This is a genomic window from Streptomyces sp. BK239 (genome assembly GCF_004217285.1).
In the GTDB taxonomy this organism is placed as follows: domain Bacteria; phylum Actinomycetota; class Actinomycetes; order Streptomycetales; family Streptomycetaceae; genus Streptomyces.
Genome location: NZ_SHKS01000002.1, coordinates 510,651 through 530,735, shown reverse-complemented (window position 1 = coordinate 530,735; position 20,085 = coordinate 510,651). Strand labels below are relative to the sequence as shown.

The window sequence follows — 20,085 nt, the reverse complement described above, 5'->3', positions numbered from 1 at the left end:
GACCAGGCGTGTCCGAGGGAGAGGGGCCCGGAGATGACCGACCGCACCACCGACCCGGCGACCGAAGCGTTCGTCGCCCACCGCAGTCTGCTGTTCACCGTCGCCTACGAGATGCTCGGATCGGCGGCCGACGCCGAGGACGTCCTCCAGGAGACCTGGTTACGGTGGAGCAAGGTCGATCCGGACCGGGTGGACGACCAGCGGGCCTACCTGGTGCGGACCACCACCCGGCAGGCCCTCAACCGGCTGCGGACGATGAAGCGCCGCCGTGAGGCGTACGTCGGCCAGTGGCTGCCCGAGCCGCTGGTCACCGCGCCGGACGCGGCCGAGGACCTGGAACTCGCCGAGAGCCTGTCGATGGCGATGATGCTCGTCCTGGAGAGCCTCTCCCCGACCGAGCGGGCGGTGTTCGTGCTGCGCGAGGTCTTCGAGGTCGGCTACGACGACATCGCCGGGGCCGTCGGCAAGACCCCGGCGGCCGTACGGCAGATCGCGCACCGCGCCCGCGCGCACGTCGACGCCCGCAGGCCCCGCCGGACGGCCTCCGCGCGCGAGACCCGGGCCGCCCTGGAGTCCTTCCAGCGCGCCCTGCAGACCGGCAACCCGCAGGACCTCCTCGACGTGCTCGCCCCCGACGTCGTCCTGCTCAGCGACGGCGGCGGCGTGAAGCGCGCCGCGCTCAGGCCCGTCGTCGGCGCGGAGAACATCGTCCGCTTCTATCTCGGCGGCGCTGCCTCGGCGGCCCGGTTCCAGGCCACGATCACCTGGGAGCCCACCGTGGTCAACGGCAGCCCGGCCCTCGCCGTGCACCGCGAGGGCGAGCTCGACGGCGTCATGGCCGTCCGGCTCGAGGACGGCCGCATCACCGGCCTCTACTTCGTCCGCAACCCCCGGAAGCTGACCCGCGTCACCTCCGAGACCCCGCTCACCCTGCGCTGACGCCGACGGCTCCGAAGCACCCGTCCGTCTCCGCACCCGTCACGAGGGATCCCGCCATGACCACGCAGACGACGGCCGCCACGCCCCGCGGCCTCACCTTCCTCAGAACCGCGACCGTCCTTCAGACCCTGACCCTCCTGTTCCAGGCGGTCACCGCGGGCCTGCTGCTGACCTCGTCCCGCGGCTACTGGCTGCACGACTTCGGGTCGAAGGTGATGTACGCGGCCGCCATGCTGTACGTGCTCGCCACGGTCCTGGCCTGGCGACGGGGCGGTGGATCACCGCGCCCCGTCCTGTACGCCACCGGCTTCCTCCTCCTCGCCTCCGCACAGGTCGCGCTGGGCGTCGCCCATGTGCCCTCGCTCCATGTCCCCCTGGGCGTGGTGATGTTCGCCCTCAGCACCCTCGCCCTGGCCCACGCGCTGTCCCAGGGCCTGCCACAGCGCCCCGCCGCCTGAGGCGCGCTGCGGACGGCTGTCTCACGAACGACCCATTCAGACCACTTCGAGGAAAGCAGGACGTCTCATGTCCGTTCGATCCGTTCTCACCCTTGCGACCGTCGCCCTGATCGGCGTGCTCGCGTGCGCCGGACCGGCTGCCGCGGACCCGTCGCAGCAGGTCGCCGCCGGCGTCACCACCCTGAGCGTCGGCCGGGTCGGGGCTTCTTTGTCGGCGCTGGTCGGCCTCCTGGGCGCGATGGGCGGCGGTCTGGCTCTGTCCCGCCCCGACAGCAAGGGGCACATCGGTGCCTGGGCCCGGCGCAACGGCGCCGTCGCGGCTCTCGTGGCGGGTCCGGTCGCCGTGGCCGTCGGCGGGACGGTCGCGGCCACCGCCGACGGCGGCCTCGGCACCGGGAACGGGCTGGGCGGCGCCTTCGTCGCCATGCTCCTCGGCCTGACCGCCGTCGTCCTCGGCGCACTGGCCCGCTCCCGCACCCGCCGTACCGGCTGACGGGCGGGTGCGGGCGGGGTGTCAGTGGTCGGTGAAGTCGGCGGCGTGGTCCTCGGCCCAGGTGGTGAAGGTGCGGGGCGGGCGGCCGGTGAGCTCTTCGACCGTGCGGGTGAGGGGAAGGGGCTTGTCGTTGGATGCCCACCACTTCAGCAGTGCGTCGGCGAAGGCGGCGGGGATGTACTCGGCCGACTCCCGCTTCCATGCCTCGGGGGTGACGTGGTCGATCGGGACGGGCCGGCCGGTGACGGCGGCGAGCTGCCCGACCTGCTCGGCGAAGGTCAGCGATTCGGGACCGGTGAGGGTGAACCGGCCGCCGTGGTGGCGGGGGTCGGTGATGACGGCGTGGGCGGCTTCGGCGACGTCCGTCTCGTGGATGGGATCGGTGTGGGCGTCGGGGAAGGGCAGGCTGAGGGGCCGTCCGGCCTTGACGGCCCAGGCCCAGCCGCCGGCGTTGGAGGCGAAGGAACCCGGCCGCAGGATCGTGGTGGTGATCGGCGAGGCGAGCAGCGCGCGCTCCACGTCGAGGTGTGACTTGGCGAGCGGGTCGCTCTCGGGGTCGGGGCTGAGCACGGCTGAGGAGGACAGCAGCACTATGTGGGTGACTCCGGCTCCTCGGGCGTGGTCGATGAAGTCGGTGACGCGCTCCGGGCTGGCGTAGAGGAACACGGTGGTGACGCCCGCCAGGGCGGCGGGGAAGGTGTCCGGGGCGGTGAGGTCGAGACGGACCGCCTCCACACCGTCGGGCGGGGAAAGCGTCTCGGGGGCGGCGGAGCCGACCCGGACGGCCAGGCCGTCGCGGTGGAGCAGCGAGGTCAGACGGGTGGCGACCGCGCCGCGGCCTCCGGTGACGAGAATCATGAGTGGGCTCTTTCCGTGTCTGTTCCGGGTGTGGTGCGGGTCAGTGGTGCTGGGGCTGCGCGGTGCGGGGGAGCAGGCGGACCAGGCAGCAGCAGCCGAGGGTGATGCCGGCCACGACCAGGAGGCTGCGGGTCATCGCGTGGGCGGGGCCGGGGGTGTGGAGGTAGACGGTGGTGACGGCGGCGGCGCCGAGAGCGTTGGCGAGCTGCTGCACCGCGGTCAGGGACCCCGCGCCGGATCCCGCTTCGGCCGGGGTGACGTCCCCGAGGGTGATGTCGTAGACGGTGCCGAAGCAGGTGCCCATGCCGAGCCCGGTCACCAGGGTGGCGGCGATGATCGCGGCCGGGCCGGTCGCGGTGCCGGATGTGTGGACGGCGGCCCACAGCCCCGCGGTGCCGGCCAGCGTCGTGAGCAGGCCGATCAGGACGAGGGTGCGGCCGAGGCGGCCGATGAGCCGGTAGCAGGCGATCGAGGCGATGACGATTCCGGCGGCCATGGGGGTGCTGCCCGTGAGGGCGGTCCGCAGGGGCGAGTAGCCCAGGCCCCCCTGGAGGAACAGGGAGACGACGTAGAGCAGCCCGGCGACGGCCGCGAAGAAGGCGACGCCCAGGACGAGGCCGCAGACGAAGCCCCGGTTGCGGAAGAGCGAGGGCTGGATCAGCGGATGGGGGGCGGTGGCCTGGCGGCGGGCCAGGAGGGCGAAGAAGACCGCCGCGGCGCCGAGTGCGGCCCATGAGACGGCGCGCCAGTCGTGGGCGGGTCCGTCGATCAGCCCGTACAGCAGGGTGGCCATCGCCCCGGCCAGCAGCAAGGCGCCCGGGGCGTCGATCACCGTGCCGCGTTCGCCGGTGTCCCGGGGCAGCAGGCGGTGGGCGGCGAGCAGGGCGGCGCCGCCGAGCACGATGTTGATCAGGAACACGGAGCGCCAGCCGAGCCCCAAGGGGTCGGTGTCGATGAGGGTGGCGGCCAGGATCGGGCCGCCCACCGCCGACAGGCCGAGGACGGGACCGAAGGCGCTGAACGCCTTGCCTGTCTGGTCGCGGGGGAAGACGGCGCCGAGGATGCCGAAACCCTGCGGGATCAGCAGGGCGCCGAAGGCTCCCTGGACGAGGCGGGCGGCGATCAGCGTCTGCGGACCGACGGCCAGTCCGCAGGCCACCGAGGCCGCGGTGAACCCGGCCAGGCCCGTCAGGAAGACGCGCCGCCTTCCGTACTTGTCGCCGAGCCGGCCGCCGACGACCAGGAGCACGCCGAGGGCGAGTGCGTAGGAGGCGCCCAGCCACTGGACGAGGGACGGTCCGCCCTTCAGTGAGGCGGTGATGCTCGGCGCCGCGAGGTTGGTGATCGTGGCGTCGATCAGGTCCAGGACCTCGGCTGCCAGGATCACGGCGAGGACGGCCCAGCGCCGCGCGGGTGAGAGGGCCCCGGCCTGGCTGGGCGGGGCGAGGGTGCTGGTCATGGTGTACTTTCCGGAGGTGGGACGAACGATGTTCGTCACGAACACTGTTCGTCGGACCTTAGGGAGCGAACGGTGTTCGTGTCAAACGGTGTTCGTCGCCCGGCTAGGCTTGCCTCCATGAGGACGCAGCCGATCAGCCGCCGCGCGCGGCCCACCAAGGCCCCCCTCAGCCGCGACGCCGTCGTGCGCACCGGCCTGGAGATCCTCGACCGCGACGGCCTGGACGCCCTGACCATGCGCAGCGTCGCCAAGGCGCTCGACACCGGCCCGGCCTCGCTGTACGTCTACGTCGCCAACCGCGACGACCTCATGGCCGCCATGCTCGACGAAGCCCTCGCCTCCGTCGCGGCGACCGAGGAGGGCACCTGGCGTGAACGGCTGCGCGCCCTGGCCACCGCCGCCATCGCGGCGATGAGCCGGCACGAGGGCCTGGCCGGCGTCGCCCTCGGAGCCATCCCCACCGGACGGAACTCCCTGCTCGTCCTGGACCGCATGCTCGCCCTGCTCAAGCAGGGCGGCCTCGACGACACCGCCGCCGCCTGGGCCGTCGATCTCCTGTGGCTCCACATCGCCGCGGCCGCCGTCGAGCAGAACAACCACGACACCAAGGGGTCCGACGAAGAGACCACCGTCAGCGCGGCGGACCGCCACTACGCCGCCCTGCCCGCCGACCGCTACCCGATGCTCACCTCCATGAGGCAGGCGCTGTTCTCCCCGGGCGACCGCGACGCCTGGGCCCTCGACGTCCTGATCAACGGCATCCTCCACACGCCCCCGCACTGACAGAACCCCGAGAAGTCCTGCGGCTCGGGCGGGGGGTGTTTGTTCGCGTCCGAGGGCGGAGCCCGCAGGAGCACCCGGTGAGGGCGGCGGCCCGCCACGCGTCTCATCCGCCCCGCGCGTAGCCTGGGCCTGTGTACCAGGAACGGCCCTCCCGGCTGGCCGGCGCGGTGGTGTGGACCAACAGCCCGGCGGGCGCCGGGACTCAGCCGGTGCTGCCCGACGGCTGCATCGACCTGCTGTGGAACGAGGGTCGACTGCTGGTGGCCGGCCCCGACACGCGGGCCCACCTTCATGACGGACCGCCCGCCTCCTGGTCCGGTCTGCGTTTCTTCCCGGGTGCCGCGCCCGCCCTGCTCGGCGTTCCTGCGCACGAACTGCGCGACCAGCGGGTGGACTTGGCCGAGCTGTGGCCGGCGGCCGAGGTGCGACGCCTGTGCGCCCGGGTCGAAGCCGCGCCCCACCCGGCGACGGCGCTGGAGGAACTCGCGCTGCAGCGGGCCGCCCCGCCCGACCGGGCGCTGCGCCGTCTCGTGACCGCCCTCGCCGAGGGCCGTCCGGTCGCCGCCACCGCCGGCGAACTCGGCCTGAGCGCACGGCAGCTGCACCGCCGCTCGCTGACCGCCTTCGGGTACGGGCCGAAGACCCTGGCCCGGATCCTGCGCCTCCAGCGCGCTCTCGCCCTGGCCCGGCGGGGAGTGCCGTACGCGGACACCGCGTCCCGCGCCGGGTACGCCGACCAGGCCCACCTCGCGCGTGACGTAAGGGAGTTGAGCGGTATGACGCTGACCGACCTACTCCTGCGCCAGCGGGGCGAACAGGTCGACACCGTTTCCGTCGGGGTCGTGCACGACGGCGTACCGCTGGCCCCAGACCGCGTCCCAGGGCTTGACCCCGCCCGTGTACCCCGCGCCGACCAGCTCCTCGTACACGGAGTCCACCTCGGCCGGCCCGTCGCACCGTAGCGCCAGCGAGTGCCGGCCCTCGCCGACGGGGGCCCGCCAGTCCGGCCGGAAGGACCGGACGACGGCCTCGGTGTCGAGCATCAGCCGCAGCCCGCCGGGCAGTCGGGCCTCGACGTGCGGCTCATGCTCGGCCCCCTCCGGGAAGGCGAAGCCGAGCCTGCGGTAGAAGGCGAGGGAGGCGGCCATGTCGGAGACGACCAGGCCGACGGCATCGAATCGTGGAGTCATGCGCTCACCGTAGGCGGCCGAGCGCGCCCCGGTCTTGTAGGAAACGGACATCGGCGGGGAGGGGCGGGACGGTGGAGTGACGCGCTGCGAGGGGCCCGGTCGGCGGCAGTCGTCGACACCGACGACGCCGCACCCTCGTACGGCGCCACCTCAAGCCGGCCGCCGCAGATCCTCCAGATACCGCAGGACGGCGGCGACCCGGCGGTCCACCTGGTCCGTCGGAGACAGATCGAGCTTCGCGAAGATGCTGCGGATGTGCTTGTGGACGGCGCCGTCGGTGACGACGAGTCTCCCGGCGATGGCGGAGTTGCCCAACCCCTCGGCCATCAGGGCGAGCACGTCCCGTTCGCGGGGGCTGAGCCGTTCCAGGCGGGTGTCCTGACGGGAGCGGGTGAACAGCTGGGCGACGACCTCCGGATCGACGGCGGTGCCGCCGTCGGCCACACGCCGTAGCGCGTCCAGGAACTCCTCGACCCTGCCGACCCGTTCCTTGAGCAGATAGCCGAGACCGTTCACACCTCCGCCGAGCAACTCGGTGGCGAAACTCTGCTCGACGTACGCGGACAGCACGAGCACGGCGAGGTCGGGCCGGCGACGCCGGGCCTCGACCGCGGCGACGATCCCCTCGTCGGTGTGGGTCGGCGGCATCCGCACGTCGAAGATGGCGACATCGGGTCCGTGCACGTCGATGGCGCCCAGCGCCTCGTCGGGGGTGCCCGCGGTGGCCACCACGTCGAGCCCTTCGGCGCGCAGCAGCAGGGCGAGCCCCTCACGCAGCAGGGGATCGTCCTCGGCTATCACAATCCGCATGCAAGGCTCCAAAGGGTCCGGTTCAAGGGGGGCGAAGCCCCACGGGTCGGGCTCCGGTCGTCACGATCCACAGGGAAGGTCCACTGTCAGGAGGGTCGGGCCACCGGGCGGGCTGGTCAGGGTGAGGTCGCCGTCGAGCGCCGCGACGCGGCGACGGATGCCGGTGAGCCCGGAGCCGCCGCTCTCCACCTCGGCGTCGGAAGCCCGGGAGTCGCCCCCCGCGCCGCCCTTGCCGTCGTCCTCGACGGACAGCACCAGTCGGCCCCCGCCGCCGCGTGCCGTGACGACGGCGTGCCGGGCGCCGCTGTGCTTGGCGATGTTGGTCAGGGCCTCGGCGACCACGAAGTAGGCGGTCGCCTCGACGGAGGCGGGGCAGCGTTCGGGTATGTCCACGTCGATCCGGCAGGGCACCGCGGAGTTCGCGGCGAGACCGGAGAGCGCGCCCGCGAGGCCCCGGTCGGCCAGCACCGGCGGCAGGATGCCGCGGGCGACGGCACGCAGCTCGGCCAGCGCCTCCTCGGCGGCGGACTGGGCGCGTTCCAGGAGCTCGTCGGCGCCCGCCGGATCACGGGCCACCATGCGGCGGGACGCCCCGATCAGCACGGCGACGGAGACGAGCCGGTTCTGCGCGCCGTCGTGCAACGAGCGTTCGATGCGGCGTAGTTCGATGGCGTGGGCGTCCAGGGCGGCGGCTCGCGTGGCGGTCAACTCCGCGACCCGCAGGGAGAGATCGGCACCGGGGCCGGCCGACAGGAGCCGTCGCCCGAGGCCCGCCTGGAGCCGCGCCATACCAGGTGTCAGCCCCAGGATGATGGCGATCCAGCCCACGCCCAGCAGCGTCACGGCGACGGCGTCCGGCCAGGTGCGTGCGTTTCCGATGCCCACGGAGGTGGCGGTCGCGCCCTCGGGCATGAACGTCCAGTACAGCAAGAAGGCGGTGTCCCGCACCGCGAGGGCCGGCAGCAGGACGCCGAGCAGTCCGAGCAGCCCGCCCACCGTGGAGTGCCGGACCAGCCAGGCCAGTTCCCGGCCCGTGGTGCGGTCGACGAGTGCGGCCCGCAGTCGAGTGGGCGGGGGCGGCGGGACGACCACCTCGTGGCCCCAGCGTGCCAGCCGTCCGCGTTCCCGGCCGGCCAGGGCGTGCAGGGTGCGCAGCAGTGCGGGTGCCATGAGCAGTCCGACGCCGAGGACGCTCATCGCGGCGGTGAGAGCCAGCCACAGCAGCAACAACAGGGCGAGCAGCGCCGTGTTCAGCCCGGACGCCAACTGGGCGATCGCCTCACCGGCAGAACTCAGGCTCCGGAGGGCGACGACCTTGAGGCTCTCGCGGCCCTCGCGTCGGTCTGCCGCTCCACTCGTGCCCGCTGTCATGCGAACGAGCCTATGCCGCCGCCGAGTTCGTCGTCACCCGGGCGGCGGGGCAGTACAGCCTGCTGTACCTCGAACCGGGCGGGCTGCGGGATCGGCTGCCAGGGGTGCTGATCCATAGCGTCGGTGACGACAGCGGGAACGGCACGCGGCCACCGCAGGAGCACACCACAGAACTCCGGGAGCAACCCCCATGCAGCACACGACGGCCCCTGATCCCGCCGACCGGCCCGACTCCGAGGACATCGTCCGCACCCTGCTCTGGACGGCGGTGGTGGCAGGCTCGCTCGCCAACGTGGCGGCCTCCTTCGGCGGCGCCGACACCTGGGTGCACCTGGTGTGCGGTGCGATCACCGTCCTCTGCGCGGGCACGCTCGTCGTACGGAACCTGCGAGGCCGGCGATGAACGCCGCAGGCGCCCCCGCCATCGCCCTGGAGGGCGTCAGCAAGGCGTACCCGGGCGGTGTACGCGCCCTCGACGACGTGTCGTTGACCGTGGAACGCGGCACCTTCCTCGCCGTCATGGGCCCCTCCGGCTCCGGCAAGAGCACGCTGATGCACTGTGCCGCCGGCCTCGACTCCCCGACCTCGGGCAGCGTCCGCATCGACGGTCACGAGATCGCCGGGCTGAAGGAGTCCCGTCGTACCCGACTGCGTCGGGAACGCGTCGGGTTCGTGTTCCAGGCGTACAACCTGATCCCCTCGCTGTCCATCGAGGACAACATCACGCTGCCGCTGAGGCTGGCGGGCCGTACGGCGGACCGTGACTGGCTGCGGACCCTGGTGGAGCGGGTGGGACTGGCCGACCGGCTGAGCCACCGCCCGGCGGAGCTGTCCGGCGGCCAGCAGCAACGGGCCGCTCTGGTGCGGGCGTTGGCCGCGAAGCCCGCCGTCGTGTTCGCCGACGAACCGACCGGCGCGCTCGACCTGCGCAGCGCGCACGAGGTCCTCGACCTGCTGCGCGACCTCGTCGCCGACCTGCACCAGACGGTGGTGATGGTCACCCATGATCCGGCCGCCGCCGCCCGCGCGCACCAGGTGCTGGTGATGGCGGACGGCCGCGTGGTCGAGGCCGTCAAGTCGCCGACCGCTCCTGAACTGGCGAGCCGCCTGGTCGCGTTGGGAGAGAGCTGACCCATGTTCCGTCTCGCGATACAGATGGCCGGACACCGCGTCACCGCGCTGATCGCCGTGGCCTGTGCGGTCCTCGGCGGTGCGGCTCTGATCACCGCCACCGGCGTCCTGGCGGAGTCCGGTCTCCACTCCCGTCTGCCCGCCGGCCGGCTGGCCGGCGCGTCCGTCGTGGTCGCGGCCGACCAGGAGTTCCACCCGGCCGGTGACCTGCCGCTCGCCCTTTCGGAACGCCGTCGGATCCCGGCCCGACTGGCCGGCGAGCTCGGCCGGTTGCCCGGTGTGACCACGGCAGTCGGCGACATCGGCTTCCCCGCCGCCCTCGTCGACGCCCACGGGCAGGTCGTACCGTCCGATGACCCCCGGGTGGCGGGGCACGGCTGGTCCTCGACGAAGCTGCTGGCGGACCCCCGCGTCACCGGCAGCGAGCCGAACGCCTCCGACGAGATCGCCGTGGACCGCGCCACCGCCGCCGCGGCGGGCATCGAGCCGGGCGACGAGGTCCAGGTCGTCGTCAACGCACGCCCGGCCACGGACTACCACGTCTCGGCGGTGGTCGACGCCCCCGGCGCGGGCGTCTACTTCGCGGATGCGACCGCCCTGAGACTCTCCGGTCGCTCGGACCGCGTCGATCTGGTGGGCCTGCGCACCGCGCCCGGCGTCGAGGAGCGGGTGGCCGCCGAGATCCGTACGAAGGTGAAGGGCACCGGGCTGCGCGTGGTCACCGGCGCGGAGCGGGGTGAGGCGGCCGCGCCCGGCGCCGGCGCCTCCCGCTCGCTGCTGGTGCTGCTCGCCGGTTCGCTGTCCGGGATCATCGTGCTGATCACCGGTTTCGTGACGGCGAGCGCGCTGACCGTGTCGATCGCCGGGCAGCGCCGCGACCTGGCGCTGATGCGGGCGGTCGGCGCCACCCCGAGACAGATCCGTCGGCTGGCCGCCGCGCAGTCCACCGCGGTCGCGGCCGTGGCCGTGGCGCCCGGCGCGGGCCTCGGCTATCTGCTCGCCGGACTGTTCCGCGGCCTGCTCGCGGACCGTGGCGTCATACCGCCCGAACTCCCGCTCACGTTCAGCCCGTTGCCCGCCTTCGCGGCGTTCCTCCTGCTGCTCGTGGCTGTCCAGGCGGCGGCCCGCTGCTCGTCCTGGAGCACCTCGCGGATGCCGGCCACCGAGGCGGTCGCCGCATCACGCAGCGAACCGCGCGACCCGTCGCGGACCCGGACGCGTATCGGCGTGCTCGTCGTCCTCGTCGCCGTGATCATGTCCGTCCCGCCGCTCTTCCTGCGCACGGTCATCGGCGCCACGGCCACCCCGATCGCCGGCATCGTCGGGGCGATCGGCCTGGCCGTCGCAGGTCCGGCACTGGTGCGGGGCGTCGGCGGCGCTGCGGCCCGGGCGACGCGCTGCAGCGGCTCCGCGCCGACCTGGCTCGCCATGGCCAACTTCCGCGCCTACGCCCTGCGCAACGCCGGGATCGTCTCCACCCTGACCATGGCGGTCGTGTTCGTGCTGACGTACACCTTCACCCAGACCACCGTGCTGGCCGCCACCGGCCACGACATCCGTACCGGCACCCTGGCCCAACTTCGTCTGAGCGCTCCGGGGTTGGGCGGTGTTCCGTCTGACGTGCCCGCCGCCGTCCGGAAGACGGCAGGGGTGCGGGCCGCCGCCCCCGTCGGCACGACGGCCGTGGTGTGGGAGTACACGCAGTTCGGTGACAAGGAGGCCGAGTCCGGTTCCGCGGCCGTCCTCAGCCCGGAGGCGGCAGGCGTCCTCGACCTCGACGTGCAGGACGGCGGCCTGGACCGCCTGACCGGCGCGACCGTCGCCGTCAGCAGCGATGTCGCCCGCTCGCGCTCCGCGACGGTGGGCCGCCGGGTGAGCCTGCTCCTCGGTGACGGCACACGGGTCGACGCCGAGGTGGTCGCCGTGTACGGCCGGGGCCTCGGTTTCGGCACGGTCGTGCTGTCCCACGACCTGGCCGCCGGACACACCACCACGGCACTCGACGAGTCCCTCCTGATCCGGACCGACGGCACGGCGAAGGCCCGGCAGAGCCTGACGACGCTCGCCGCGTCCCGCCCCGGCCTTGCCCTCACGCCTGCCGACCCCCCTTCCGCCGGTGGCCTGAAGGACGTTCCGCCCGAGACATGGATCAATCTCGCCGCCATCGTCGTCCTGCTCGGCTACCTCCTGCTGAGCATCGCCAACAAACTGGTCGCGGCCACCGCCCAGCGCAGGGCCGAACTGGGCGCCCTCCGCCTCAACGGGACCACACCCCGCCAGATCCGCGCGATGATGCGCCGCGAGGCCGCGGTGACCGCCGCCACCGCGCTCACCACGGCCGTGCTGTTCTCCGCGATCCCCCTGGCCCTCCTGGGCCAGGGCTTCCTCGGGCGCCCCTGGCCCGCCGGCCCCACCTGGCTACTGCCCGCCCTCGCCCTCACGGTCACCGCCACGGCCTACCTGACCATCGAACTTCCCACGCGCCAGGCCTTGCGAACGGCGCCCGCGGAAGCGATCCGGGTGCACTGAACCGCTCGGCCGACGTCCGTGCCCGGTGCGCTGCCTCGGCGCACCCTGACGGGGGCCGGTGCAAACGCCCCTCCAAGCGCCGTGCGGAGTGCCGCGTCCGATACGGATCACCCCGTCCGCACGCGGGGCGCGGCCGTGCTCGACCGTTCCACCAGCCGTGTCGACAGCTCCGTCCGCGTTCCCTCCGGGCGGTCCCCGTCCATCATCCGCACCAGGAGCCGTAACGCCGTCGCCGCCATCTCCGCGAGGGGCTGACGGACGGTCGTCAGCGCCGGGGTGGTCCAGCGGGACTCGGGCAGGTCGTCGAAACCGACCACGCTGATGTCGTCCGGCACCTTCAACCGCCTTTCGGACAGCACCTCGTAGACGCCGAGGGCCTGCCGGTCGGAACAGGTGAAGACGGCCGTCGGCGGCGCGGGCAGATCGAGGAGGTCGCGCATGTGGCGGCGGGCGACCGTCTCGTCGAAGCCGCCGTGACGAACGTACTCGGGGCGGTGGCCGACCCCCGCCGCCGCCAGCGCGGAGCGGTATCCGGCGATCCGGGCGTCGCTGCTCATCCTGCGGCGCGGCCCGGCGATCACCGCGATCCGCTCGTGCCCGAGGGCAAGGAGGTGTTCGGTCGCCGTCACGCCGCCCTGCCAGTTGGCCGCGCCCACCGACACCACGTCCGACGGCGGCTCCACCACCGGGTCGATCATCACGAACGGGATCCGGTGCTGCTCCAGCCAGGCGTACTGCGACTGCGTCAACTCGGCCAGGTTGAACAGGACTCCGGCCGACCCCCGGGCGGTGAGCTTGTCCAGCCAGCCGCGCTGCGGGCGGCCCGCCCTCGTGCGGGACAGTGCCGCCGAGACGACCACGTCCAGGCCCGCGTCATGGGCCGCCTCCTCCACCCCGTGCAGCACCGCGCCCGAGGAGGAGCTTTCCAGCGAGTGCACGACGAGATCGACCAGCCGGGGCGGTTTCGTCGCGTCGAAACGCGGTCTGCGCACGTAGCCCAGCCGGTCCAGCGCCTCCGTGACCCGGCGGCGGGTCTCGGGGGCCACGTCCTCACGGCCGTTGACCACCTTGGAGGCCGTCGGCACGGACACCCCCGCCTCCCGGGCCACGACCGCCAGGGTCGGCCCGGCCGTCACGCTCGCACTGCCCGTGCGAACCATCGTGAACCACCTCTCCGGCCCCGCCCGAGGGCCAGCGAAAGTTCGACCACCGTCCTTTCGGAGCCAACCCCACGGCTCGCAGAAAGCGCTTGCTATCCTAGGTGTGCCTCGGCTCGGCGGGAAGACGCCGGTCCTCTCCGTCGCACACCACGGCCGACGGCCCTCTCTCCAATGGCCGATTCTGATGACGCGCCCGGCGCGGGGGAGACGGTAGCTTCGGCCGCGTACCGGTCCGGCGCGGGCGGTCCCGCCCGGGGGCACGGCGCCACCACGGTCGCGGAGTCGCGCGCAGGCGACTGCCCGCCGTACACAGGGCGTTGTGCGTCGAGCATCGCGCGCCGGTCACGAAGTGCCGTCCGTCGAGGCGCAGTTCTCGAAGCGTTCCGCAGGGCGACGGCGACCGCGGGAGCCCACCACGACACCGGTCACGACGAGCGCGTCAGCCAACGTCAAGCGCCACCCTACGAATCGAAGAGGGAAACGCATGCGACTTCTGACCAGGACCATCGTCACTCTCACCGCCGCCGCGGGCCTCGCGGCCGGGAGCCTCACCGGGGCGAGCGCCGGGTTCGCGGCCACCGCGCCGGCCGCGCACCCCGCGGCGACCTCCCGGACCGCGGTTCCGCTCGCGACGGTCAACCTCGGCCTGAACGCCACCCAGGCGGGATACGTCCAGTGCTGGCTCAAGGCGAACTGGGGCTACACCGGGCGCATAGACGGCGAGTTGGGCACCAACAGCTGGAAGGCGTTCCAGCGCAACCTCAGGACCCACTGGGGCTACACCGGCGCCATCGACGGCGAAGTCGGCGGCGGCACGGTGAGCGCGCTCCAGCGCCTGCTGCGGAACTGGGGTTACACCGGCGCGATCGACGGGATCGCCGGCTCGGGAACCCAGGCCGCGTTCAAGCAGTTCGCCGGCGGCTGCGCCGGCTGGTGCTGAGGCAGGCCCCGGGAGGCGGGCGCTGAGAGCCGCGGGCCGGGGTGATCCGGCCCCGGCTCCGGCGGGGGTGTTCCTGCCGCAGCTCTGGCGGGGGTGTTCCGGCCCCCGGCCCTGGCGGGGGTGTTCCGGTTCCGGCTCTGGCGGGGTGTTCCCGCCGCGGCTCTGGCGGAGCTGTTCCCGCCCGCGGCTCCGGCGGAGGCGTCCCCGCCGCGGCTCCGGCGGAGGATTCCCGTCCGGCATGACTGCCCTCCGCCGCTCGGGCAGCCGTGTCTCAGTGACCGTACCGGCCTCGTGACCGGGTCACGCCACGCGGGCCAGGTCGGTGTGCCGGACCTGGTGGGCCAGGGGCCGGCCCGCCGCGACCCGCTCCATCTCCTCGACGACGACGAGGCCGAGCCGCTCCAGCTCGTTGCCGAGGGAGCCCGCGATGTGCGGGGTGAGGAAGACGTTGGGCAGCCGGTAGAGGGGGGAGTCGGCGGGCAGCGGCTCGGGTTCGGTGACGTCGAGGATCGCGTGCAGCCGGCCGGAGACCAACTCCTCGGTCAGCGCCGTGTGGTCGACCAGACCCCCGCGCGAGGTGTTGATCAGCATGCCGCCGTCACGGATGAGGGCGAGCCGCTCCCGGTCGAGCATGTGACGGGTCTCCGGGATGTCGGGCGCGTGCAGACTGACGATGTCGCTGTGCCGCAGCAGGTCCTCCAGCGGGAGCGGCCGCGCGCCCAGTGCGGCGGCCTCGGCGGCGTCGACGTAGGGGTCGTACAGCAGGACCTCGAAGTCGTACGGCCGCAGGAGTTCGAGCAGGCGGCGGCCCACGCGGGACGCCCCGATCAGGCCGACGCGCCGGCCGAGGTTGCCGGTAGCGGCCGTCTCGGCGGGCCCGGGGTGGGTCCGGGTGATCCGGAAACGCTCCCGGTGCGCGAAGGCGTCCTTCCCGGCCAGAAGGATCATCGCCAGCGTGTACTCGGCCACGGGTACGGCGTTGGCGGTGACCGCGCTGGAGACGGTCACGCCCTGACTCCACAGCGCGTCCCCTACCAGGGGCCGCACGGAGCCGGCGGCGTGCAGCACGGTCCGCAGGCCCGGCACCGCTGTGAGCGCCTCCGCGTCCAGGCGTGGGCAGCCCCAGCCGGTGATCAGGACCTCCGCGTCCGCCAGTGCCGAGGTTGCGGCGGGGTCGGTGAGGTCCCGCAGGTCCCGCACCACGAACCCCGGGTCGATGTCGGCGGTCCGCCGCAGCCGGGCGAGGAGCTGTGCCGGGAACAGCAGGGGGAGGTGCACCGGATCCATGGCGAACACGGCCCTGGGCAGCTGGGCGCTGGGCATGACTCTCCTGAGGTGCCTGGGAAGCGCTTTCTGAAAGCGCGCTCTACGGTAGGTGCGGCCCGGAGTGAGGTCAATCGGCCCGAGCGGGCGTGCGCGACGGCGGGTCGCAGGGTTTGAGCGCCCCCGCGTACGCCGAACAGTCCTGTGGAAGGCCCGTGCGCCGGAACACCGGGCGCGGCTGTGGTGCTCTGGTGGTACCGGCGGCGTCGGTCACCCGGCATCGCGCGGCGGTCACCGGCCGCCGCGCGTCGGTCACCCGGGCGCTGCCGCCGGTGCACGCGCGCGGCGCAAGGCCGCGGGGGCCTGGAGGGCTGGTGGGCAGATGATGGCAGGCCGGAAGAACACCGTGGCCGAGGACCGGCCCGGTCCCGTGGTCCGCACCCCCTACGGGGCCGTCCGCGGACGCCGCGAATCAGGGGTCTGCGTGTTCAGGGGCATCCCCTACGCCGCACCCCCCGTCGGGCCCCGCCGGTTCCGGCCGCCCGTGCCGCCCGAGCCCTGGGACGGCGTGCGGGACGCGGGCGACTTCGGGCCGACGGCGCCCAAACCGCCGTACTCCGAGGCGTTCGCCCGGTACCTGTCCGACCCGGTCGTGCCCGGCGACGGATGCCTCAACCTCAACGTCTGGACCCCCGCGCCGGGCGCTGCCGGGCGGCTGCCGGTGCTCGTGTGGCTGCACGGCGGCGGGCTCACCAGAGGCGCCTCGGCCGCGCCGGTCTACGACGGACGGCACTTCGCCCGGGACGGAACCGTCTTCGTCTCGGTCAACTACCGCCTGGGCGTGGAGGGTTACGGCCTGTTCCCCGACGCGCCGGCCAACCCGGGCCTGCGCGACCAGCTCGCCGCCCTGCGCTGGGTCCACGAGTCGATCGAGGCCTTCGGCGGCGACCCGATGCGGGTCACGCTGGCCGGGCAGTCGGCCGGGGCGATCAGCGTCGGCGCCCTGATCGCCGCCCCGCAGGCCCAGGGGCTGTTCCGGCGCGCCGTTCTGCAGAGCGGGCCGCCGGAAGCCCTCCCGCGCGACAAGGTGCGGCGCATGGTCCGCCGGATGGCGAACCGGATGCGCGTCCCGGCCACGGCCGAGGCGTTCGCCGCCGTCGATCGCGAGGTGCTGCTGGGCGCCCAGGCCGAGACCGGCAGGCTGAGCAGCCCCGTTCTCGGCGGACCCGCCTTCGGCATCGTCGTCGACGGCGAGCTCGTCCCGCGCGATCCCCTCCAGGCCCTCGTCGACGGCGACGCCGCCCGCGACGCCGACCTGCTCATGGGCTGGACGAGCGACGAGTACCGGCTCTGGCTGGTCCCCGGCGGCCTGCTGGACCGCATCGACCGGCTGGGCGCTGTCGGGCTGGCCGGCGCCATGGCCCGCTGCCACTGCGGTCCCGAGGTGCCGCGCGGCTACCGGGCGCTGCACCCGGAGGCCGGCACCGCCGAGATCGTCGGCCAGATGATCACCGACCACCTGCTGCGCCGGCCGCTCCAGCGCCTGGCCGACGCCCGGCCCGGCTCCGCGTACGTGTACGAGTTCGCCTGGCCGTCGGGGCGACCGCGGCTCGGCGCCTGCCACGCCCTGGAGCTGGGCTTCGTCTTCGAGACCGGGGACGTGCCCGAGGCCGTCAAGCTCGCCGGCGAGGGCGCGCCGCGTGAGCTGGCCGACGCCATGCACGGGGCGTGGGTGCGGTTCGCTTCGGCCGGCGACCCCGGCTGGGAGGCGTGGGGGCCCACGCACCCGGTGCGCGTGTTCGGCGACGGGGGCGGGGCGGGCGCGTACACCGCGCACGGTCCGCGCGACGGCGACCTCGCACTGTGGGGGAGCGGCACTGGAACCGCCACCGAGGGATTCCTTCCCGGCGACATCACCGCGCCCGGGGAGGAGGGACTGCTCGGCGGTGCTGACGGCATCCCGGTCTTCGACGAGGCCACGGCCCCCGAAGTGCCCCGCCGGGACGCCTCGCCGGACGCGCCGACCGCCCGCCCCCCGCGCGCGGCCGAACTCCGCTCGGCGGTCCGCCGCCTACGCCGCACGGGACGCTCACGCCACCACTGAGACCGCCGCCGCCGAAGGGCACAGGACGCCGCTGTGGGCGCGCGTTCCCCTGCCGCCCGCGGGCGCCCTCCGGTGTGGCGGGCGCACACCCCGCTGTCACGGGCACGCATCCGCCGTCATCGGCAGCCAGCCTCCGCCTTCACCGGCACACGCCCTGCATCCGCAGGAGTGCCCCCCCACCGCACGTCCGGAGGCGGCGCGTGCTCATCGTCCCGCGAGTGCACCTGCCGGCCTCCGCCGCCCGGTCTGCGTCAGTGTCAGCGCGCGCCCTCCCGCAGGGCGCCGGCGATCGACGTGATCGCTTCCGGGCCGACGCGGCAGCAGCCGCCGATCAGGCGGGCGCCCGACTCCCGCCAGTTCCGCACCTGTTCGGGGGCGAAGGTGGAGCTGCCGTTCCAGGCGCGGGCGTCGGCGTCCCAGGACTCACCGCTGTTGGGGTAGACGACGACCGGCTTCCCCGTGACCCGCGCCGCGGTCGCCACGGCGGACTCGACGTCCTCGGGGGCGCAGCAGTTCACGCCGACCGCGATCACCTCGTCGGCGTCGGCGGCCAGGGCGAACGCCTCCTCCAGCGGCTGGCCGGCCCGCGTGCGGTCGCCGGCGACGCTGTACGACAGCCAGGCCGGCACCCCCAGTCCGCGCACCGCCCGCAGCAGCGCCTCCGCCTCCTCGGCGTCGGGCACCGTCTCCAGCGCCAGCACGTCGGGCGCGGCGCCCGCCAGCACCTCGACGCGGGGCCGGTGGAAGCGTTCCAGCTCCTCGACCGTGAGCCCGTAGCGGCCGCGGTACTCCGAGCCGTCCGCGAGCATCGCGCCGTAGGGGCCGACCGACGCCGCCACCCACAGCGGATGCGTGACCCCCTTGTCCCGGGCCCGGCGGGCCGCGTCCCGGGCCAGTTCCACGCTCAGCGCGAGCAGCCGGGCTCCTTCCGCGCGGTCGATGCCGCGCTTCGCGAAGCCCTCGAAGGTGGCCTGGTAGCTGGAGGTGATCGCCACGTTCGCGCCCGCCTCGAAGTAGGCGAGGTGCGCGTCGGTGATCGCCTCCGGCCGCTCGGCGAGCAGCCGAGCCGACCACAGCTCGTCGCTCAGATCGTGCCCGGCGGACTCCAGCTGGTTGGACATGCCGCCGTCGAGGACGACGGCGCCGGCGGCGAGCGCCCCGGCGAGCGGCGGGGCGGACGGGGAGGAGGTGTCGCTGGTCATGCCCCGACGCTAGTCGACGCCACCGCAGAGGGCCGGAATCGTCCACTCCGTGAACGGGCGGTCCGGCATGCGGAAGCCCCGCCCCGCCGACGGCCCCTGGGAGCACGCCCGGCGGAGGTCCGTCACGCGCAACCCGTTGACCGCGCCGTGACCCGCCCTTACCTTTTCGGCGTTCGGGATGGCAGATCTTGTGCGAAATGCCGAACGTTTCTGTGTCTTTTTGTTCCCCCCACCGGCAGAACCCGCAGAAAGGCAGTCCGCATGAGCCGCGAAGACGCCCTGCCCGACCCCGCCCTGCCCGGCCCCGCGCCCCGGCATCCCTCCGCGACCGAACCCCCCAGCCGACGACTGCTGTTGAAGGGCGCCCTGGCCGCGGGCGCCCTCACGGGGCTGTCCGCCACCGCCGCCCGCGCGGCCGGTTCGCCGGCCTGCCCGGGCGCGACCGTCCCCTACGCCAACCCGCTCGTCCGCAACCGCGCCGACCCGCACATCCACCGCCACACCGACGGCTCCTACTACTTCACCGCCACCGCGCCCGAGTACGACCGCATCATCCTGCGCAGGTCCCGCACCCTGCGGGGCCTCGGCTCGGCCGCCGAAGCCGTCGTCTGGCGCAAGCACGCGAGCGGCGCCATGGGAGCCCACATCTGGGCGCCGGAGATCCACCACATCGACGGCAAGTGGTACATCTACTTCGCCTCCGCGCCCGCCGAGGACATCTGGGCGATCCGCATCTGGGTGCTGGAGAACAGCCACCGCGACCCCTTCAAGGGCGTCTGGGTGGAGCGCGGACAGCTGAAGACCGCCTGGGAGACGTTCTCGCTCGACGCCACCACCTTCACCCACCGCGGCACCCGCTACCTCGCCTGGGCGCAGCACGAGCCGGACATGGGCAACAACACCGCGATCTGGCTGTCGGAGATGGCCGATCCGGTGACCCTGAAGGGACCTCAGGTCCGCTTGAGCACCCCGGAGTTCGACTGGGAGTGCATCGGCTACAAGGTCAACGAAGGGCCGTCGGTGATCAAGCGCAACGGGCGGCTGTTCATGTCGTACTCGGCGAGCGCGACCGACTTCAACTACTGCATGGGCCTGCTCACCGTCGACGCGGACGCAGATCTCATGAACCCCGCGAACTGGTCGAAGTCCCCGACGCCGGTCTTCACCAGCAACGACACCACCCGGCAGTACGGGCCCGGGCACAACAGCTTCACGGTCGCCGAGGACGGCCGCACCGACGTCCTCGTCTACCACGCCCGCCAGTACAAGGAGATCGTCGGCGACCCGCTGAACGACCCCAACCGGCACACCCGCGTCCAGCGCCTGGGCTGGAAGCCGGACGGCACCCCCGACTTCGGCGTCCCCGTCGCCGACTCCGCGAAGGGGGCCTCGTGA

18 protein-coding genes and 1 pseudogene are annotated in these 20,085 nt (G+C 73.7%); 11 read left to right on the top strand and 8 right to left on the bottom strand.

Going from position 1 to position 20,085, the window contains the following annotated elements; genetic code table 11:
* The first annotated feature begins 33 nt into the window (after positions 1-33).
* The 3 genes from EV567_RS08235 to EV567_RS08225 all read left to right on the top strand — a co-directional run bounded on the left by EV567_RS08235 (position 34) and on the right by EV567_RS08225 (position 1,890).
* A complete protein-coding gene (locus EV567_RS08235; protein WP_130437986.1) occupies positions 34-939 on the top strand; it encodes an RNA polymerase sigma-70 factor in 906 nt (301 codons plus the stop codon).
* Positions 940-995: 56 nt separating this feature from the next.
* Positions 996-1,397 carry a hypothetical protein gene (locus EV567_RS08230; protein WP_130437985.1) on the top strand — a complete coding sequence of 134 codons (402 nt, stop codon included), beginning with the start codon at positions 996-998 and terminating at the stop codon, positions 1,395-1,397.
* A 67-nt stretch (positions 1,398-1,464) separates the two neighbouring features.
* Entirely contained in the window at positions 1,465-1,890 is a 426-nt protein-coding gene (locus tag EV567_RS08225; RefSeq protein WP_130437984.1) for a DUF6223 family protein, read from the top strand.
* A 21-nt stretch (positions 1,891-1,911) separates the two neighbouring features.
* On the opposite strand, the gene EV567_RS08220 is transcribed toward EV567_RS08225, so the two are convergent.
* Positions 1,912-2,748 carry an SDR family oxidoreductase gene (locus EV567_RS08220; protein WP_130437983.1) on the bottom strand — a complete coding sequence of 279 codons (837 nt, stop codon included), beginning with the start codon at positions 2,746-2,748 and terminating at the stop codon, positions 1,912-1,914.
* Positions 2,749-2,788: 40 nt separating this feature from the next.
* On the bottom strand, positions 2,789-4,207 hold the full coding sequence (locus EV567_RS08215) for an MFS transporter (RefSeq protein WP_130437982.1): 1,419 nt from the start codon (positions 4,205-4,207) through the stop codon (positions 2,789-2,791).
* A 117-nt stretch (positions 4,208-4,324) separates the two neighbouring features.
* Here EV567_RS08215 and EV567_RS08210 point away from each other — a divergent pair, with 117 nt between their 5' ends.
* On the top strand, positions 4,325-4,990 hold the full coding sequence (locus tag EV567_RS08210; RefSeq protein WP_130437981.1) for a TetR/AcrR family transcriptional regulator: 666 nt from the start codon (positions 4,325-4,327) through the stop codon (positions 4,988-4,990).
* Positions 4,991-5,121: 131 nt separating this feature from the next.
* Positions 5,122-5,787: pseudogene (locus EV567_RS08205) on the top strand (helix-turn-helix domain-containing protein); the annotation flags it as partial.
* On the opposite strand, the gene EV567_RS08200 reads toward EV567_RS08205, so the two are convergent.
* The 3 genes from EV567_RS08200 to EV567_RS08190 form a co-directional block, all read right to left on the bottom strand.
* On the bottom strand, positions 5,782-6,231 hold the full coding sequence (locus EV567_RS08200) for a VOC family protein (RefSeq protein ID WP_130437980.1): 450 nt from the start codon (positions 6,229-6,231) through the stop codon (positions 5,782-5,784). The pseudogene EV567_RS08205 and the gene EV567_RS08200 sit on opposite strands and share 6 nt — an antisense overlap.
* Before the next feature lie 99 nt (positions 6,232-6,330).
* The gene (locus EV567_RS08195) at positions 6,331-6,990 is read right to left on the bottom strand and encodes a response regulator transcription factor (RefSeq protein ID WP_130437979.1); all 660 of its coding nucleotides are present in this window, start codon (positions 6,988-6,990) and stop codon (positions 6,331-6,333) included.
* A 60-nt stretch (positions 6,991-7,050) separates the two neighbouring features.
* Entirely contained in the window at positions 7,051-8,361 is a 1,311-nt protein-coding gene (locus tag EV567_RS08190) for a sensor histidine kinase (RefSeq protein WP_130437978.1), read from the bottom strand.
* Positions 8,362-8,551: 190 nt separating this feature from the next.
* Here EV567_RS08190 and EV567_RS08185 point away from each other — a divergent pair, with 190 nt between their 5' ends.
* Genes EV567_RS08185 through EV567_RS08175 form a run of 3 tightly spaced genes read left to right on the top strand, consistent with a single transcriptional unit; the run spans position 8,552 to position 12,021 of the window.
* Positions 8,552-8,764, top strand: a complete 213-nt coding sequence (locus EV567_RS08185) for a hypothetical protein (protein ID WP_130437977.1) — start codon at positions 8,552-8,554, stop codon at positions 8,762-8,764.
* Positions 8,761-9,492 carry an ABC transporter ATP-binding protein gene (locus EV567_RS08180; protein ID WP_130437976.1) on the top strand — a complete coding sequence of 244 codons (732 nt, stop codon included), beginning with the start codon at positions 8,761-8,763 and terminating at the stop codon, positions 9,490-9,492. The genes EV567_RS08185 and EV567_RS08180 overlap by 4 nt, the downstream gene beginning before the upstream one ends.
* 3 nt (positions 9,493-9,495) lie before the next feature.
* Positions 9,496-12,021 (top strand): ABC transporter permease, encoded by a 2,526-nt coding sequence (locus EV567_RS08175; RefSeq protein ID WP_130437975.1) that lies wholly within the window; start codon positions 9,496-9,498, stop codon positions 12,019-12,021.
* Between the two features lie 107 nt (positions 12,022-12,128).
* Here EV567_RS08175 and EV567_RS08170 read toward each other — a convergent pair whose 3' ends face one another.
* The gene (locus EV567_RS08170) at positions 12,129-13,181 is read right to left on the bottom strand and encodes a LacI family DNA-binding transcriptional regulator (protein WP_130437974.1); all 1,053 of its coding nucleotides are present in this window, start codon (positions 13,179-13,181) and stop codon (positions 12,129-12,131) included.
* A 484-nt stretch (positions 13,182-13,665) separates the two neighbouring features.
* On the opposite strand from EV567_RS08170, the gene EV567_RS08165 reads away from it, so the two are divergent.
* Positions 13,666-14,121 (top strand): peptidoglycan-binding protein, encoded by a 456-nt coding sequence (locus tag EV567_RS08165; RefSeq protein ID WP_130437973.1) that lies wholly within the window; start codon positions 13,666-13,668, stop codon positions 14,119-14,121.
* A gap of 300 nt (positions 14,122-14,421) precedes the next feature.
* Here EV567_RS08165 and EV567_RS08160 read toward each other — a convergent pair whose 3' ends face one another.
* Positions 14,422-15,444 (bottom strand): hydroxyacid dehydrogenase, encoded by a 1,023-nt coding sequence (locus EV567_RS08160; RefSeq protein ID WP_207228706.1) that lies wholly within the window; start codon positions 15,442-15,444, stop codon positions 14,422-14,424.
* Between the two features lie 322 nt (positions 15,445-15,766).
* On the opposite strand from EV567_RS08160, the gene EV567_RS08155 reads away from it, so the two are divergent.
* Positions 15,767-17,488 (top strand): carboxylesterase/lipase family protein, encoded by a 1,722-nt coding sequence (locus EV567_RS08155; protein WP_242620718.1) that lies wholly within the window; start codon positions 15,767-15,769, stop codon positions 17,486-17,488.
* Between the two features lie 257 nt (positions 17,489-17,745).
* Here the strand turns inward: EV567_RS08155 and mmuM are convergent, their stop codons facing one another.
* Positions 17,746-18,690, bottom strand: coding sequence for a homocysteine S-methyltransferase (gene mmuM, locus EV567_RS08150; protein WP_130437972.1), 945 nt, complete (start codon positions 18,688-18,690; stop codon positions 17,746-17,748).
* 261 nt (positions 18,691-18,951) lie between these two features.
* Here mmuM and EV567_RS08145 point away from each other — a divergent pair, with 261 nt between their 5' ends.
* Positions 18,952-20,085, top strand: coding sequence for a family 43 glycosylhydrolase (locus tag EV567_RS08145; protein WP_130437971.1), 1,134 nt, complete (start codon positions 18,952-18,954; stop codon positions 20,083-20,085).

Coding starts and splice junctions, on each gene's coding strand:
- EV567_RS08235 (WP_130437986.1), top strand. CDS start 34: ATGACCGACCGCACCACCGACCCGGCGACCGAAGCGTTCGTCGCCCAC.
- EV567_RS08230 (WP_130437985.1), top strand. CDS start 996: ATGACCACGCAGACGACGGCCGCCACGCCCCGCGGCCTCACCTTCCTC.
- EV567_RS08225 (WP_130437984.1), top strand. CDS start 1,465: ATGTCCGTTCGATCCGTTCTCACCCTTGCGACCGTCGCCCTGATCGGC.
- EV567_RS08220 (WP_130437983.1), bottom strand. CDS start 2,748: ATGATTCTCGTCACCGGAGGCCGCGGCGCGGTCGCCACCCGTCTGACC.
- EV567_RS08215 (WP_130437982.1), bottom strand. CDS start 4,207: ATGACCAGCACCCTCGCCCCGCCCAGCCAGGCCGGGGCCCTCTCACCC.
- EV567_RS08210 (WP_130437981.1), top strand. CDS start 4,325: ATGAGGACGCAGCCGATCAGCCGCCGCGCGCGGCCCACCAAGGCCCCC.
- EV567_RS08200 (WP_130437980.1), bottom strand. CDS start 6,231: ATGTCCGTTTCCTACAAGACCGGGGCGCGCTCGGCCGCCTACGGTGAG.
- EV567_RS08195 (WP_130437979.1), bottom strand. CDS start 6,990: ATGCGGATTGTGATAGCCGAGGACGATCCCCTGCTGCGTGAGGGGCTC.
- EV567_RS08190 (WP_130437978.1), bottom strand. CDS start 8,361: ATGACAGCGGGCACGAGTGGAGCGGCAGACCGACGCGAGGGCCGCGAG.
- EV567_RS08185 (WP_130437977.1), top strand. CDS start 8,552: ATGCAGCACACGACGGCCCCTGATCCCGCCGACCGGCCCGACTCCGAG.
- EV567_RS08180 (WP_130437976.1), top strand. CDS start 8,761: ATGAACGCCGCAGGCGCCCCCGCCATCGCCCTGGAGGGCGTCAGCAAG.
- EV567_RS08175 (WP_130437975.1), top strand. CDS start 9,496: ATGTTCCGTCTCGCGATACAGATGGCCGGACACCGCGTCACCGCGCTG.
- EV567_RS08170 (WP_130437974.1), bottom strand. CDS start 13,181: ATGGTTCGCACGGGCAGTGCGAGCGTGACGGCCGGGCCGACCCTGGCG.
- EV567_RS08165 (WP_130437973.1), top strand. CDS start 13,666: ATGCGACTTCTGACCAGGACCATCGTCACTCTCACCGCCGCCGCGGGC.
- EV567_RS08160 (WP_207228706.1), bottom strand. CDS start 15,444: ATGCCCAGCGCCCAGCTGCCCAGGGCCGTGTTCGCCATGGATCCGGTG.
- EV567_RS08155 (WP_242620718.1), top strand. CDS start 15,767: ATGATGGCAGGCCGGAAGAACACCGTGGCCGAGGACCGGCCCGGTCCC.
- mmuM (WP_130437972.1), bottom strand. CDS start 18,690: ATGACCAGCGACACCTCCTCCCCGTCCGCCCCGCCGCTCGCCGGGGCG.
- EV567_RS08145 (WP_130437971.1), top strand. CDS start 18,952: ATGAGCCGCGAAGACGCCCTGCCCGACCCCGCCCTGCCCGGCCCCGCG.